Below are 15,052 nucleotides of genomic sequence, written 5' to 3' on the forward strand. Positions count from 1 at the left end.
GCGAAACGAGGGCGTAAGGTAGGTGTCACGACGCGGGGTGGAGCAGCTCGGTAGCTCGCTGGGCTCATAACCCAGAGGTCGCAGGTTCAAATCCTGTCCCCGCTACAGAGGTTGGAGGGGTGTGCTCGCCAAGATCGGCGAGCCGCCCCTCCTTCGCATTTTCCCTGGGGGTCGAACCCCCAGACCCCCGCCAGGGGGGCTTCGCCGCCCCTGGACCCCCCGGTGTCTGGTTTGGTTGTCAGGTGAGCCAGCCTTTTGTAGAGCCCGTTGTGTTTGCTATGTAGCCGTCTGGGCGGACCAAGATTCTCTGCAGGTCTGGCCAGGGCAGGTGGGGGACCTGTGCTACGAGTACCTCTGTGTGGGGACTGGGGGTTGGGGTTTTTGTTAGCAGGACCCAGTTTCCTTTGTGGAATAAGGTGCTTGCGTAGCCTTGGGCTGTGGGGAAGTCGGGTAGGCGGGTTCCTGCTGCCGGGTGGGTTTCCTCTGTCTTGTAGCGGATGTCGAGGCCTGAGACCATTCCGGATAGGTGGTGTTGGACTTCGGGGAGGGTTGCCAGGTCTCTGAAGAGGGCTCGCAGGGCGAGTTGGTTTGGGGTTGTGGGGACCAGGGCGTTCTGGGCCGCTATGTTGTTCAGTACCTGGCTGGCCACTGTGCGACGCTCTTCTTCGTAACTGTCCAGGAGTGCTGCTGAGGCTCGGTTGTTCAGCTCTGCTGCCAGTTTCCAGCCCAGGTTCATTGCGTCCTGGATCCCCAGGTTCAGGCCCTGGCCTCCTGCTGGGAAGTGAGTGTGGGCTGCGTCGCCCGCCAGGAGGACTCGGCCTACCTTGTATTTTTCGGCCAGGCGGCTGTCGTCCGAGAAACGGGATGCCCAGCGGATCTCTGCTATCTGCGCTTCGGGGCCGAAGCGCTCGGTGACTGCTTGGCGGACTTCCTCGGCTGTCACCTCTGCTCGGAGGTTGGGCGGGCGGTTCAAGCGGTCTCCGAAGCTGATGCGGTACAAGTTCGGTTCGGCCAGGGGGATCACTCCGATGAACTTGCCCGGGCTGCCGGAGGTCACCATGTTCGACATCGACCGCCACTGCGTCGGTGCGCCCGGTGGTGTCGACTTGAACAGCACGTCCGCTGCCACCCCGTGGCCCTGGCCCTCGATCCCTTCGAACGACAGGTTCAGCGCCTTGCGCACACTGCTGCGGCCGCCGTCGCAGCCCACCAGGTACGCCGCCCGGATGCGCAGGTCGCCCGCGATGACCGTGACGCCGTCGGCGTCTTGGGAGAAGTTCGTGAGCTCGTGCCCTCGCCGCACCCGCACGCCCTGCTCCGCCAGGCGCTCCTCCAACGCCGCTTCGACCTCGGCCTGGGGAATGCCCAGCTGATAGGGGTGGCGGGTGTCCCAGCCCGTGTAGGGCACCGGGATCACCGCGAAGTGTCCGTCCGCGACAGTCGCGAACGACCGGTCCTGCGCGCGAGGCAGCAACCTCCGCAGATCCAGGACTTCCGCCGTGCGCGGCTGGAGGTTCAGCGCCTTCGACAACCCCGTTCGCTCGTGCATCCGCTCGAGCACCTGAACGTCCACTCCGGCCAGTGCGAGTTCGTTCGCCAGCATCAGGCCCGTCGGGCCCGCGCCGACCACGACCACCTCCGCCGTCAGCTCCTGCATCCCCAGCTCCTTAACAACGTTAAATTGACCTGTCCCCACCATGGCCTTAACATCGTTAAATTGTCAAGCCGCGATCGTGAGGAGTCCGCAGAAGATGGCTCTGACCAGGGAGAACATTGCTCGGTCCGGCCTGAAGCTGCTCAATGAAGTGGGGCTCAACGGGCTCACGCTCCGGCTGATCGCCGCCGACCTCGGCGTCAAGGCGCCCGCGCTCTACTGGCACATGAAGAACAAGCAGGAACTGCTCGACGAGATGGCGACGCAGATGTACCGCGAGTCCGCGGCCGATCGGCGGCCGCCGGCGTCGGCGGAGGAGTGGGAGGGTGCCGCGCACAGTGCCCGTGCGCTGCGCCGGATGATGCTCGCCTATCGCGACGGCGGAAAGGTTTTCGCCGGCACTTACCTCGGCGACACGAGCTTGGTCGGTGAGCACCCGCTGCGCCGGAGCATCGAAGCCGGGGTCGATGAGCAGCGGGCGAGCCGGGCGACCTTCACCGTCTACTGCTTCGTCATCGGCTACGTGATCGAGGAGCAGGCCGTGCGGCCCATGCCCGGAGAGTTCGACGAGCGCTACCGGGAGTCGGCGGGCGAGGCGGTGCTGGGGGACGCCGACGCGCGGTTCGAGGACGGGCTGGCCATGGTCCTCAGTGGAGCCCGGCAGTGGCTCGAGACCACATAACGGCAGGTCAGGGACTTTCGGGACCCCGGTGTAAAGCCCTTGGCGACCCCGTGTAATCTATTGAAGTACCAAAACGGCGCGGGGTGGAGCAGCTCGGTAGCTCGCTGGGCTCATAACCCAGAGGTCGCAGGTTCAAATCCTGTCCCCGCTACAGAGGCAAGAGGCGTGTGCGAACGGAAAACGTTCGCCACGCCTCTTTCGCATTGTATTGGGGGTCGAACCCCCAAACCCCCGCCAAAGGGGCTTCGTCCCCTTGGATCCCCCGTGGTAGGTCGCTTTTGCTACGGATCTCGCGATGTGGACACCGGTGTTCGGTGGTTGCGGTGTGTGTTCGGGGTGCGCCAAGCCGGGGATTGCCGCCCGTCGAACTCACCTGCCTGGAGGTGCCGGGACGGCCTGGGTGCGTCTGGTTGGACCAAAATGCGCTGGGAGCGGTTGCAGAGCGTATCCAGGTCCACAGTGGACCCGGTCGCATTGGGCCGAACGAGGGGATCTCACTAGCCACAATGGACAGATACCCTGACCACTGTGGACACAGCGGCCGATAAGTGGGAATCTAGGGGGCGTGTCCGAATTGAATGCAACAGCCGCCGCCCTGCTCGGTCTGCTCCACGACGGTCCCGCCACCGGCGGGCAGCTCGTCGCGGGAGCGGGTGAGCGATTCGGCGCCTTCTTCAGCGTCACCCGCAGCCAGGTGTACCGGGAGCTCCCGGCGCTGTCCAAAGAAGGTCTCGTCCGGCTCGGCAAGCAGGGCCCGCGCTCCAGCCAGCAGTACCTGATCACCGCCGCCGGCAAGAAGGCCTTCAAGGCCTGGCTGACGTCCGAAGCCGGCCCCGACCACCTGCGCAGTCCGCTCATCCTGCGGCTCGTGCACGCCGGGTCGCTGACGGCGAAGCAGCGCCAGTCGCTGCTCGAGTCGGCCCGGACGAGCTACAGCCAGCAGCTCGACGACGCCAGGGCGGCCACCAAGGCGGCCGAGGGGCCGTACGAGAAGGCCGTCGCCGAGTTCGCCCAAGCGCAGGCCAAGGCCGCGCTGAAGCTGCTCGACGCCATCCCCGCGGCCTGAGGTTCGCGCGCCCACGACCGGTCCTCGCAACCGGTCGTGGGTTTTGCCGTAACCTTGACAAACGTGAGTGATGAGTTCGACGCGGCAATGAGGGACCTGACCGGCAAGCTGACCCAGATCGAGTCGGTGATGGACCTGGATGCGCTGCGTGCCCAGGTGGCCGACCTGGAACAGCAGGCCTCGAGCCCGAACCTCTGGGACGACCCGGAGGCGGCCCAGAAGGTCACCAGCCAGCTGTCCCACCGGCAGGGCGAGCTGCGCCGGGTCTCCGACCTGCGCCAGCGGCTCGACGACCTGGGCGTGCTGTACGAACTCGCCGAGGCCGAGGGCGACTCCGGCAGCATGGCCGAGGCCGAGGCCGAGCTCACCGACCTCGGCAAGGCCATCGACGGCCTCGAGGTCCGCACCCTCCTCTCGGGCGAGTACGACGACCGCAACGCCGTCGTCACCATCCGCTCCGAGGCCGGCGGCGTCGACGCGGCGGACTTCGCCGAGATGCTGCTCCGCATGTACCTGCGCTGGGCGGAGCGCCACGGCTACCCGACCGACGTCTACGACATCTCCTACGCCGAAGAGGCGGGCATCAAGTCGGCGACGTTCAAGGTGAGCGCCCCCTACGTCTACGGCACCCTCTCGGTCGAGCAGGGCACCCACCGGCTCGTCCGGATCTCGCCGTTCGACAACCAGAGCCGCCGCCAGACGTCGTTCGCGCACGTCGAGGTGCTGCCCGAGGTCGAAGAGGTCGACCACGTCGACGTCGCGGAGAAGGACATCCGGGTCGACGTGTACCGCTCGTCGGGCCCCGGCGGGCAGAGCGTCAACACGACCGACTCCGCGGTGCGCATCACGCACCTGCCGACCGGCATCGTCGTCTCCTGCCAGAACGAGAAGTCGCAGCTGCAGAACAAGGCGGCCGCGATGAAGGTCCTGCAGGCCCGGCTGATGCTGCGCAAGAAGGAAGAGGAGCGTGCCGAGATGGATGCGCTCCGCGACGGCGGCTCGAGCTGGGGCAACCAGATGCGCTCCTACGTGCTGCACCCGTACCAGATGGTGAAGGACCTGCGGACCGACTACGAGGTCGGCAACCCCACCGCGGTGCTCGACGGCGACATCGACGGCTTCCTCGACGCCGGCATCCGCTGGCGCATGCGGAGCGCCTGAGCGGCGCAGGGGGTGTTCGCGCGACCGCTCACCGTGCGGAAACGCCCCTTGCTCCACTCGGGTGCACCGGGCAACCGGGGCTTCACGACACCGGTGGGTAGTATGCCGAATCGTGATCCGGCTCGAAGAGGTTTCCAAGGTCTACAAGACCTCGACGCGGCCCGCGCTCGAGCGGGTGTCCGTCGACATCGAAAAGGGTGAGTTCGTCTTCCTCATCGGTCCCTCGGGATCGGGGAAGTCGACCTTCCTCCGGCTGCTGCTGCGTGAAGAGACGCCCAGCAAGGGCCGCGTGATGGTGTCCAACTTCGACGTCGCCAAGCTGGCCCGCCGCAGGGTCCCGCGCCTGCGGCAGACCATCGGCTGCGTCTTCCAGGACTTCCGCCTGCTCGCGAACAAGACCGTCGCGGAGAACGTAGCGTTCGCCCTCGAAGTCATCGGCAAGCCGGGCCCGACCATCAAGAAGGTCGTCCCCGAGGTGCTGGAGCTCGTCGGCCTCGACGGCAAGGCGGACCGGCTCCCCAACGAGCTCTCCGGCGGTGAGCAGCAGCGCGTCGCGATCGCGCGCGCCTTCGTGAACCGCCCGCTGGTGCTGCTCGCCGACGAACCGACGGGCAACCTGGACCCCGACACCAGCCAGGACATCATGCTGCTGCTGGAGCGGATCAACCGCACCGGCACCACCGTCCTGATGGCCACCCACGATCACTCCATCGTGGACTCCATGCGACGCCGCGTCGTCGAGCTGCAGCTCGGCCGGGTGATCCGCGACGACGCCCGCGGCGTCTACGGCATCGGTCGCTGACCGCCCCGCCCTTCAACGACCCCGACCCCAAGGACCTGCACCCGCCATGCGCGCCAGTTTCGTCTTCAGTGAGGTAGTCACCGGCCTGCGCCGGAACGTCACGATGACCATCGCGATGATGCTGACCACGGCCGTGTCGCTCGCCATGCTCGGCGGCGGCCTCCTCGCCGTGCGGACGATCGACAAGATGAAGTCCAACTTCCTCGCCGACGTCGAGGTTTCCGTCTACCTCACCGACGACATCAGCGCGACCGACAAGAACTGCACGCAGGCCCTGTGCCAGTCGCTGCGGACCTCGCTGCAGAGCAACAACGGTGTCGAGTCGGTCGTGTTCGAGAACCGCGACCAGGCCTTCGACCGGTTCAAGAAGATCTTCGAGAGCCAGCCGGAGCTGGTCGCGCTCACCGGTCCCGAGTCGCTGCCCGCGTCGCTGCACGTGAAGCTGAAGGACCCGGACCGCAGCGACGCGATCGTGCAGGAGTACGCGAACAAGCCGGGCGTGCGGAAGGTCGACGACCAGAAGAAGTTCCTCGACCGCGTCTTCAACGCCTTCAACGGCGTCCGCAACATGGCCTTCGGTGCCGCGCTCATCATGGCCATCGCCGCGCTGCTGCTGATCGCCAACACGATCCAGGTGTCCGCGTTCACCCGGCGCACCGAGGTCGGCATCATGCGGCTGGTCGGCGCGACGCGGTGGTACACGCAGCTGCCGTTCCTCCTGGAGGCGGTGGTCGCCGGCGCGGTCGGTGCGATCCTCGGGATCATCATGCTGGTGCTGACCAAGGCGAGCTTCCTCGACTCGGTGTTCACCGGTGACGTCTTCCCGAAGATCACCATGCTGGAGCTGCTGTTCCCGGTCGCGCCGATCCTGCTCGGGGTGTCCGTGGTGATCTCCGCCATCACCGGTTACGTCACGCTGCGCCTGTACGTCCGGCACTAGGTTTAACCGGCTGCTGGCAGCCCCCGATATCACGTAGAGTGGTCGTATGCCCAAGGAACGTGGCCAGAAGGTGATCGTGTCGAACCGCAAGGCGCGGCACGATTACTCCATCCTCGACACCTACGAGTGCGGTCTCGTGCTCGTCGGCACCGAGGTCAAGAGCCTGCGCGAGGGCAAGGCGTCACTGGCGGACGCGTTCGCGACCGTCGACGACGGTGAAGTGTGGCTGCGCAACGTGCACATCCCGGAGTACACGCAGGGCACGTGGACCAACCACATGCCGCGGCGCACCCGGAAGCTGCTGCTGCACCGGCGGGAGATCGAGAAGCTCATCGGCAAGACCAAGGAGAGCGGGCTCTCGCTGGTGCCGCTGTCGATGTACTTCAAGGACGGCAAGGTCAAGGTCGAAATCGCCCTGGCGCAGGGCAAGAAGGCCTACGACAAGCGGCAGACGCTGGCGAAGCGCGACGCGGACCGGGACATCAGGAAGGCCATGGGCCGCGCGTTGAAGGGCCGGTTCACGGAGTGACGCCCGGCCCGGCGGACGACGGTGAGGTTGCTCGCTGGACGGCGTCGCTGGGCCTGCCGGGCCTGGTCGACCTGCACGTCCACTTCCTGCCGAAGCCGGTGATGGACAAGGTCTGGGCGTACTTCGACCGGGCCTCGACCCACTACGGCACCGAATGGCCGGTGCACTACCGGACGTCCGAAGAGGAACGGCTGGCCACCCTGCGCGCGTTGGGCGTGACGCGGTTCGCGCCGCTGGTCTACCCGCACAAGCCGGGGATGGCGCAGTGGCTGACGGACTGGGCGCTCGAGTTCGCCGCCCGGGTCCCGGACGCGGTGCCGACCGGCACGTTCTACCCCGAGCCCGGCGCCGGGTCCGCTGTGGACGGTGCGCTGCGCGCCGGCGCCCGGGTGTTCAAGGCGCACGTGCAGGTGGGCGCGTACGACCCGCGTGACGACCTGCTGAAGCCCGTGTGGGGTGCGCTGGCCGACGCCGGTGTCCCGGTCGTCGTCCACTGTGGACACGGACCGTTGCGGGGCGACTTCACCGGGTTGTCGGTGTTCGAAGAGGTCCTCGCCCGGCATCCGCAGCTGACGGCGGTGCTCGCGCACGCGGCGATGCCCGAATTCGGCACCGCCTTCGAGCTGATGGCGAAGTACCCGCGGGTGCACCTGGACACGACGATGGTGGGCGTGCCGTTCGCCGAAGCGATGTCGCCGCTGCCGCCGGACTGGACGGCGCGGCTGGCGGAGTTCGCCGGCCGCGTGGTGCTCGGCACGGACTTCCCGAACATCCCGTACTCCTACGCGACGCAGCTGCAGGCGATCGCCGGCTGGGCGGCCGACGATCGCCTGGGGGAGCCGTTCCTGCGGGCCGTCCTGCACGACACCCCGCTGCGGCTGCTCAGCGCTTGAGGCCGGGCAGGGTCGCGCGTTCGCTGACGGTGACCGCGCGGCCGAGCAGGTCGACCACCGGGATCTGCTTGCCGGCCAGGAGGAACCCGGCCGTCGCCAGGACCACCCACGGCACCGGGCCGCGCGCGATGCCGTCCGACAGCGGGGCGAACCCGTGCGCGGCCAGGCCGAGCAGGCCACCCGAGACCAGCAGCCCGGCCGCGACCAGCTGCGGCACCCGCGCCGTCGCGACCGCGGTGTCGCGCTGCATTTCGAAGTGGGCGAACAGCCGGAGCAGCCCGAACAGCACCATCCCGCACGTCGCGAACCACGCCGGCGCCATGACCAGCCAGAACACCGTTCCGGGGGCGGGCGTCCGGTAGCCGAGGCCGTACACCGTCACGCCCGCCACCACGATCAGCGCCGGCATGTGCCAGAGGTAGACGCTCATGAACCGCGCGCCGAGCCAGCCGAGGGCGTCGCCGATGCCGGGGCGCGCCGCGAGCGCGTTGAGCTGCGGGCGGAAGGCGAGCAGCAAGCCGATCTGGCCGACGGCGAGGAAGGCGAGCAGCACGGTCGGCGGGCTCATGTTCGACACCGGCGCGCCCGGCATGCCGATCATGCTCGCGGGGTACGGTCCGAACGCCACCAGCAACGCCGTGATGCCGAATCCGGCCGCCGACAGCGTCAGCGCGCCGCGGCGGGTCAGCGAGCCGAGGCGGCCTTCGACGTAGTGGAAGCCCAGCTGGTGCACGGCGACCCAGACGAAGATCGCGTTGGCGTAACCGAGGTAGCCCAGGTCGTTGAAGCGCGCGACGTCGACGAGCAGGCCCGCCGCACCCATGACGAGCGGCACCTTCAGGCCCCAGCGCCGGTGCGCGGCCACCATGAGCGGCGTGAGCAGCACGACGAGCACGTACACCGCGAGGAACCACAGCAGCTGCGCGGCGATCGCGCTGCCGACCTGCAACGGCTGCGGCGGGACACCCAGGCCGCGCAGGAAGTCCGGCACGATCAGCCAGACCACCATCAGCGGCAGCACCGGCACCATCAGGCGCTTGATGCGCGCGGCGAGCCACTGCTGCGTGGACGCGGCGCGGCGGAAGGAGATCAGGTTGGCCGCACCGCCGGCGAAGAAGACCAAGGGCATCACTTGCGACAACCAGGTCACGACCCACCACCCCGGCGTCGCCAGGGCGTTGCCGGTGGCGAGGTGCCCGTCGGAGTAGGAGAGCACCGGCATGATCCAGTGCTGGGCGATGACGGCGAGGATGGCCCCCGCCCGGACGACGTCGAGGAACCTGTCGCGGCTCGTGTGCATGCTGCTCAGCCTGGCCGGTTCGGCCGGGGAAGACAGCGGTGCTGCCCGGCCTGTTCGGGGTCCTGTTCACCCCCGGCCGGTACGGGGGTTTCCCCTACCTCAGGCCGTCCGGCTCGGGTTCGTGCTGCGCGGCGGCGAGGCGGTACTCCCAGCCGCGGTCGGTGAGGCCGAGCTCGTAGCGGGTCTCGATCTTCGGCCCGCCGTGCAGGTGGATGTGCCGGATGACGGTGCCGGGAATCGGCTCGGCGTCCCCGAGCTCCTGGACGCGGCCGTCGAGCGGGCCGCCGAAGAAGCGGACGCAGGGGGTCTCGTCGGACATCTGCGGCTCCTCTCGACGACGGGTCCGCTCATGGTAGGTGAGCGCTCACCCGGGTGCCGCCCGCGGAACGGGTGACCCGTGACCACCCTACGGGACTTTTGGTCACTGTCCGTCGCTCGGCGGCGCTAAGCTCGGTGCCGTGAACGGATCGCCTCGCCTCCCGGGTCTCACGTTGGCGGACGCCGACCGGCTGGTGGACGCCGCACTGACGGCCGGGGCGGAACGCGGGTTCCCGCCGCTGGCCGTGGCCGTGCTCGACGTCACCGGCGAAGTCATCACGCTGCGCCGCGCCGACGGCGGGATGCCGATGACCAGCCGGATCGCCGTGGCCAAGGCCCGCTCCGCGCTGCTCACGCTGAACGCTTCGGGCGGCCTGGAGCTGCCCGGTCCGATCGTCGACGGCATCCAGCACCTCTTCCACGGGGACTACGTCCCGTACGCGGGCGGAGTTCTCGTCACGGACGGCGAGGTGATCCTCGGCGCCGCCGGGGCCTCCGGCGCGCACGCCCGCGAGGACGAGGAGGCGGTGCGGGTCGCCGTCGAACGGTGGCGGGCTCAGCGGCCCAGGTAGGTCAGCACCGCGCGGACACGGCGGTGTTCCTCCGCGCTGGCTTCGAGCCCGAGCTTCGAGAAGATGTTGCCGATGTGCTTCTCCACCGCGCCGTGCGAAACCACCAGGGAGTTCGCGATCGCCGTGTTCGACAGGCCCTGGGCCATCAAGCCCAGAACCTCGGACTCGCGGGCGGTCAGCGCGTCCAGCGGGTTGCGCCGGCCGCGGGCCATCAGCTGGGCGATCACGTCCGGGTCTATCGCCGTGCCGCCGCCCGCGACGCGGCGGACCGCGTCCAGGAAGTCCGCGACGTCCGCCACGCGCTCCTTCAGCAGGTAACCGACGCCGCCCGCGCCGCCCGAGAGCAGCTCCACCGCGTACGACTCCTCGACGTACTGCGACAGCACCAGCACCGGCAGCCCCGGGATCTCCTTGCGCGCCGCCAGTGCCGCGCGCAACCCCTCGTCGGTGAACGTCGGCGGCATGCGGACGTCGACGATCGCCAGGTCAGGGCGGTGTTCCTTGAGCGCGCCGAGCAGGTCGTCGCCGTTGTCGACGGCCGCGACCGTCTCGATGCCCTCGTCGGCGAGCAGGCGGGTCACCCCGGCCCGCAGCAGCACGGCGTCCTCGGCGATCACTACCCGCATCCGGCCCCCAAGCTCGTGGATGAACGGGGTCCAGCCTATTCACCACTGGCAGGGGAGGTCAGCCCGGATCACGGTCGGCCCGCCCACCGGGCTGACCACGGTGATCACGCCGTCGATCGTCGCGGCGCGGTCGGCCAGGCCGGCCAGCCCGCCGCCGGGACGCACCTCCGCGCCGCCGTGGCCGTCGTCGGTGATCTCGACGACGACGTGGTCGTCGGTCCGCCACACCTTCACGACCGCTTCGGTCGCTCCGGAGTGCTTCGCGATGTTCGTCAGCGTCTCGCCGACGATGAAGTACGCCGTCGTCTCCACCGCGGCCGGCGGACGCGGGTCGACGTCCACCGAGACGTCCACCGGGATCGGCGACTTCGCCGCCTGTGCCGACAACGCCGCGTCCAGCCCCCGGTCACCGAGGACGGCCGGGTAGATGCCGCGCGCCAGGTCCCGCAGCTCCGAGACGGCGAGCTTCGCGTCCGAGTGCGCCTCGTCGATCAGCTCCCGCACCGCCTGCGGGTCCTGGTCGAACTTCGACTTCGCGCGCCCCAAGCTCATCGCGACGGCCACCAGCCGCTGCTGCGCGCCGTCGTGCAGGTCACGTTCGATGCGACGGCGTTCCGCTTCGGCCGCGTCCACCCCGCGCGCCCGCGACGCCTGCAGCCGCTCGGCCTTCTGCTCCAGCCGCTTCGTGCGGTCCGGCCCCAGCAGCGCCAGCGCCAGCTCGCCGTGCAGCCAGCCCAGCCACGGCGTCACCCAGATCGCCATCGGCAGCAGCACGACCGAGGCCAGCGCGATCACGACCTCCGCACACGCCAGCGGGAACGCCGCCATCAGGTAGGCCAGGTCCCGCCACGTCGTCGGATCACTCAGCCGGACCATCCACCGCCGCAGCAGCGGCTGCCCCGCTTCGTACGGCCGCCGCTGCACCGGCGGCAGCGGCACCCGCAGCATCGTCCCCAGCCAGCCCCGCTCGCGGTCTCCGGACCAGCGCACGAAGCTCGTCGTCGCCAGCAGGATCGGGAACCCCACCCAGATCACCGCCGTGGACACCCCCACCGAGATGCCGACCACGATCAGCACGAACTGCACGAACCGGAAGACGAAACTGACGATCATGTAGAGGATCGTGCGAGCCGGGTGCGGCCGCGGGTGTTCCAGCTGTTGCGCCTCGGTCATCCCGCCACCAGGTTCTTCTCTTCCGCGTTTTCCCACCAGCGCTCCATCCGGTGGCGCTGCGCCACCGTCGGCCCCAGCAGCGCGGACGCCAGCCGGGCGTGCGTGCCCGCCAGCGCCCTGGTCAGCGCCACCGACAACGCGACGAACAACACCCCGAGCGCTGCCCACGGTAGCGCCTCCACGGTCGAGTCCACGGTCAGCCAGGGCACCTCCCAAGCGGGGAAGCGGTACTCGCCGCCCGGCAGCCACCGGAAGTAGACCGGCAGGCCCACGAGCGCCAGGCTCGTCGCCCAGAAGGTCGTCACGAGCACGAACTCGACCAGGCCCACCGGGAAGAGCAGGGCGAAGTAGGCGAGATCCCGCCAGGTCGACGGATCCTTCAGCCGCCCCTTCCACCGCACGGCCTGCTTCCCGGCCGGCAGCGGCAGGTAGGGAAGATCGATATAGCGATCCAGCAGCGCGTAGATCCGCGCCCGCTCCAGCCGCGCGGCCCCCCGCACGGCGAGCACGACAGCGGCGAGCAGGCCCACCCCGACCCACACCACCGCGGTCCCCGCCCCGGCCGAGACGAAAACGGTGAGGAACCCGAACGCCACCACCCCCAGCGGCAGGTTCATCAGCAAGAACACCACCGAACCACCGAACGGCGGATCCCGCCTCTCGCTCACCATGACCGTGCTCCCTTCATCGGGTACCAGCTTCGCGGTTTCGCGAGGTGGGCGACATGGTGCGAGCGGGCATCCCGGCGGTAGGGCTGGCCCCACCCCACCCGGACTAAAGCGCTGGCGCCGGGCGTTATGATGAACAGGTTGTGTCCCGACAAGGGGGTGAACGGTTTCGACTTTGGACGTTGATTCAGGAGAAGCGTGCCGGTGCAGGCGAGAGACCACCGTAAGCGTCATCGCAACCAAATAAGCGCCGACTCCAGTCAGCGCGAGTTCGCCCTCGCCGCCTGAGCGAGTGCGACTCTGTCGGCCCGGGTTCGCCTCCGGCCCGGGTACCGGCATCAGCTAGGAGGCTCAGCGGTAGTCCCGGCCACGGGGAACTGCCGTGAAGCAAACAGTGGCTGGGCTCGTCACCTCAGCTTGTTCGCGTGATTGAGGGAGCCAAGCAGAGACGTAGCGGACTGCGCACGGAGAAGTCCTGTTGATACGCCAGAGGACCCGGGTTCAATTCCCGGCACCTCCACGACACGTCGCTGGAAGGCCCACGCCCCTTCGGGGCTGGGCCTTCCCTTCGTTTTGCCGTGTTCTTTGGGGGGCGGACCCCCAAACCCCCGCCAGGGCGGGCTCCGCCCCCCTGGACCCCCCGGGTGGTTGCGTTGGGTGGCTGGCCAGACCGGGTGGGCCCTCTGGAACCGTGAGTCAGGCTGGGTGGTTCCTCCGTGAGAGGTGAGCCCGGCGGGGCGGGCCTCCGTGGGGGCTCGGTGGTTCCTCCGCTGGGGGTGAGTCCGGCGGGGCGGGCCTTCGTAGGTGGTGAGCTGGGGCGGGGTACTTCCCCTCCGCTGGAGGTGAGGCCAGGCTCGGTGGTTCCTCTGTGGGCGGTGCGCCCTGCGGGGGGTTTCTTCTTTGGCGGTGAGTCAGGCCGTGGGGTGGGGGCGGGTGGTGCCGGCCGGGTGAGCTCGGGGTGGTGGCTTGTCGTTCGTGTGGGTGGTGGTTGTTGCGGGGGCGCTCACCTGGGGGTGTTCGGTTCTGGGCGGGGTGGTTGCTGCTTGTGGTGGGGGCCACTTGTGAGTGAAATTCGTGTCAATGTCATGCTTGGGGTCCGACCAATGACTCCGCACCCGTGGAGTCGGAAGTAGGTGGCCAGATGACCTGGGCCCGGCGTAGTGGCAGCTCGCTTGCCAATGATGAAGACAGCCGGATGGGCGTTATCCGGGCTGAAGAGGCGGTGCGCCTCGGCGAACAGAACGATCGCGCCGTGCTCACCGTGGCCGGGCACTCGTCCGACGTCCACGACTGCGCCGAACTGCTGGCCATGCTCGGGCTCGACGCCGGGCGGCGGCAGCGGACCGCCTGACCCCTCACACCAGGTCCGCCACGTGGACCACCTTGTTCCGGCCCGTCGCCTTCGCGTGGTAGAGCGCCGTGTCCGCGGCGTCCAGCAGGCGCTGTAGCGAAGCGCCTGCTGTCGGGTAGACCGCGATGCCGATCGACACCGACAAGCCCGTGATCGACAACTGGCCCGCCGGGACCCGCAACGCGCTGATCGCCCGGCGGATCCGCTCGGCCACCGCGCCGATGTCCGGCTGCGTGATCCCCGGCAGCAGGACCACGAACTCCTCGCCACCGAAGCGGCCCACCGCGTCGCCGCGGCCGCGGACCGCCGAGATGATCGACTGGGCCACCGCCTTCAGGACCGCGTCACCCGCCAGGTGCCCGTACGTGTCGTTCACCTGCTTGAAGTGGTCCAAGTCCAGCATCAGCAACCCGAACGTGCCCCGCGCGCGAGCGGTGGCCGCCAGGGTCCGCTCCGCCAGCGCGTGCCAGCCGCTCGTGTTGTACAAGCCCGTCTTCTCGTCACGGTGGGCCGCCACCTCCAACTGCTTCACCAGCACCGTCCGGTGCAACAGCAGCAACGGCGGGAACACCAGCACCACCAGGCCCGGCAACGTCGCCAGCACCACCGCGTTCAAGGCACCCAGGCACAGCGTGGCCACCTCGAGGCCGTTGTCCGACCACGTGCCGAACAGCGCCTCCGGCGTCCGGCCGACCTCGCGGCGGGCCGGGAGAACCAGGACCGCGTTCACCGCGAAGAACGTCACGCCGGCAGCCGCGATCGCGAACGTCCCCGCCCAGCTGTGCGCCATCGCCGAGCGGATGTCGGAGAAGCCGGCCAGCCGCAGCACCGACTGGGCGGCGTAACACGACAGCACGATGATCGCCGCGTTGCTGACCGTCCGGGACGCCGGCACCCGCTGCAGGCGGTACCAGCTGCGGATCGCCAGGTGCGCGTACAGGCCGCCGACCAGGACCGCCAGCAGCAGCGGGGGCAGCAGCAGGACCCCGGCGAACGTCCAGACCGACGTCATGTTGATGTGCGGCGTCCCCGACACGCGACGGCGGATCCGCTCCACGCGCCGGCCCGTCTCCGACTGCGCCACCCCGAGGACCAGCAGCACCACCAGGATCGACAGCGTCCGGCGGTCCACCGCGATCGGGGACGGACGCAGCGTCAGCACCACCGCCACCACTTCGCTGATCAGGCAGTAGCCGATCACCCGCGGACCCTGGCGCCACAGCACCCAGCGCCGCGGTGCCACGAGGACGTCACGAATCCGTGGCCCAGTGCGCGCAATCCCGCTCCCGGTCCGCATACTCATGGTGTCCGGCCGGT

The 15,052-nt window shown here is 69.1% G+C and carries 16 protein-coding genes, 2 tRNA genes and 1 other RNA gene; 12 read left to right on the forward strand and 7 right to left on the reverse strand.

Annotation, left to right across the window (positions count from 1 at the left end; translation table 11 throughout):
• Positions 1–31: 31 nt before the first annotated feature.
• Positions 32–105, forward strand: a tRNA-Met gene (locus ISP_RS06820).
• Between the two features lie 133 nt (positions 106–238).
• Here the strand turns inward: ISP_RS06820 and ISP_RS06825 are convergent.
• Positions 239–1,657, reverse strand: a complete 1,419-nt coding sequence (locus ISP_RS06825) for an FAD-dependent monooxygenase (RefSeq protein WP_013223151.1) — start codon at positions 1,655–1,657, stop codon at positions 239–241.
• Positions 1,658–1,751: 94 nt separating this feature from the next.
• On the opposite strand from ISP_RS06825, the gene ISP_RS06830 reads away from it, so the two are divergent.
• From ISP_RS06830 to ISP_RS06865, 8 genes are all read left to right on the forward strand, one after another.
• Entirely contained in the window at positions 1,752–2,336 is a 585-nt protein-coding gene (locus ISP_RS06830; protein WP_013223152.1) for a TetR/AcrR family transcriptional regulator C-terminal domain-containing protein, read from the forward strand.
• Between the two features lie 77 nt (positions 2,337–2,413).
• Positions 2,414–2,487: transfer RNA gene (locus ISP_RS06835), tRNA-Met, on the forward strand.
• A 414-nt stretch (positions 2,488–2,901) separates the two neighbouring features.
• Positions 2,902–3,402 (forward strand): PadR family transcriptional regulator, encoded by a 501-nt coding sequence (locus tag ISP_RS06840; RefSeq protein WP_013223153.1) that lies wholly within the window; start codon positions 2,902–2,904, stop codon positions 3,400–3,402.
• Positions 3,403–3,465: 63 nt separating this feature from the next.
• The gene (prfB, locus tag ISP_RS06845; protein WP_141748464.1) at positions 3,466–4,563 is read left to right on the forward strand and encodes a peptide chain release factor 2; all 1,098 of its coding nucleotides are present in this window, start codon (positions 3,466–3,468) and stop codon (positions 4,561–4,563) included.
• Between the two features lie 112 nt (positions 4,564–4,675).
• Positions 4,676–5,365 carry a cell division ATP-binding protein FtsE gene (gene ftsE, locus ISP_RS06850; protein ID WP_003082104.1) on the forward strand — a complete coding sequence of 230 codons (690 nt, stop codon included), beginning with the start codon at positions 4,676–4,678 and terminating at the stop codon, positions 5,363–5,365.
• 46 nt (positions 5,366–5,411) lie between these two features.
• Entirely contained in the window at positions 5,412–6,305 is an 894-nt protein-coding gene (gene ftsX / locus ISP_RS06855; protein WP_013223155.1) for a permease-like cell division protein FtsX, read from the forward strand.
• Between the two features lie 46 nt (positions 6,306–6,351).
• A complete protein-coding gene (gene smpB, locus ISP_RS06860; protein WP_013223156.1) occupies positions 6,352–6,834 on the forward strand; it encodes an SsrA-binding protein SmpB in 483 nt (160 codons plus the stop codon).
• On the forward strand, positions 6,831–7,727 hold the full coding sequence (locus tag ISP_RS06865) for an amidohydrolase family protein (protein WP_013223157.1): 897 nt from the start codon (positions 6,831–6,833) through the stop codon (positions 7,725–7,727). Before smpB ends, ISP_RS06865 begins: the two co-directional genes overlap by 4 nt.
• On the opposite strand, the gene ISP_RS06870 is transcribed toward ISP_RS06865, so the two are convergent.
• Together ISP_RS06870 and ISP_RS06875 are read right to left on the reverse strand one after the other, a co-directional pair.
• Entirely contained in the window at positions 7,717–9,027 is a 1,311-nt protein-coding gene (locus ISP_RS06870) for an acyltransferase family protein (protein ID WP_013223158.1), read from the reverse strand. The two genes, ISP_RS06865 and ISP_RS06870, sit on opposite strands and share 11 nt — an antisense overlap.
• A gap of 94 nt (positions 9,028–9,121) precedes the next feature.
• Entirely contained in the window at positions 9,122–9,346 is a 225-nt protein-coding gene (locus tag ISP_RS06875) for a hypothetical protein (protein ID WP_013223159.1), read from the reverse strand.
• Positions 9,347–9,485: 139 nt separating this feature from the next.
• On the opposite strand from ISP_RS06875, the gene ISP_RS06880 reads away from it, so the two are divergent.
• Positions 9,486–9,917, forward strand: coding sequence for a GlcG/HbpS family heme-binding protein (locus ISP_RS06880; protein WP_230468719.1), 432 nt, complete (start codon positions 9,486–9,488; stop codon positions 9,915–9,917).
• Here ISP_RS06880 and ISP_RS06885 read toward each other — a convergent pair.
• Genes ISP_RS06885 through ISP_RS06895 form a run of 3 tightly spaced genes read right to left on the reverse strand, consistent with a single transcriptional unit; the run spans position 9,902 to position 12,387 of the window.
• Positions 9,902–10,543 (reverse strand): response regulator transcription factor, encoded by a 642-nt coding sequence (locus tag ISP_RS06885; RefSeq protein ID WP_014466646.1) that lies wholly within the window; start codon positions 10,541–10,543, stop codon positions 9,902–9,904. The genes ISP_RS06880 and ISP_RS06885 overlap by 16 nt on opposite strands.
• A gap of 39 nt (positions 10,544–10,582) precedes the next feature.
• Complete coding sequence (locus ISP_RS06890) at positions 10,583–11,716, reverse strand: sensor histidine kinase (RefSeq protein WP_013223162.1); 1,134 nt, start codon at positions 11,714–11,716, stop codon at positions 10,583–10,585.
• Entirely contained in the window at positions 11,713–12,387 is a 675-nt protein-coding gene (locus ISP_RS06895; protein WP_013223163.1) for a sensor domain-containing protein, read from the reverse strand. The genes ISP_RS06890 and ISP_RS06895 overlap by 4 nt, the downstream gene beginning before the upstream one ends.
• Before the next feature lie 152 nt (positions 12,388–12,539).
• Between ISP_RS06895 and ssrA the strand changes: the two genes are divergently transcribed.
• Positions 12,540–12,907, forward strand: a transfer-messenger RNA (tmRNA) gene (gene ssrA, locus ISP_RS06900).
• A 672-nt stretch (positions 12,908–13,579) separates the two neighbouring features.
• The gene (locus ISP_RS06905; RefSeq protein ID WP_014466647.1) at positions 13,580–13,735 is read left to right on the forward strand and encodes a hypothetical protein; all 156 of its coding nucleotides are present in this window, start codon (positions 13,580–13,582) and stop codon (positions 13,733–13,735) included.
• A gap of 4 nt (positions 13,736–13,739) precedes the next feature.
• Here ISP_RS06905 and ISP_RS06910 read toward each other — a convergent pair whose 3' ends face one another.
• Positions 13,740–14,978 carry a GGDEF domain-containing protein gene (locus ISP_RS06910; protein ID WP_013223164.1) on the reverse strand — a complete coding sequence of 413 codons (1,239 nt, stop codon included), beginning with the start codon at positions 14,976–14,978 and terminating at the stop codon, positions 13,740–13,742.
• Positions 14,979–15,052 lie beyond the last annotated feature (74 nt).

The organism is Amycolatopsis mediterranei (genome assembly GCF_026017845.1).
In the GTDB taxonomy this organism is placed as follows: Bacteria; Actinomycetota; Actinomycetes; order Mycobacteriales; family Pseudonocardiaceae; genus Amycolatopsis; species Amycolatopsis mediterranei.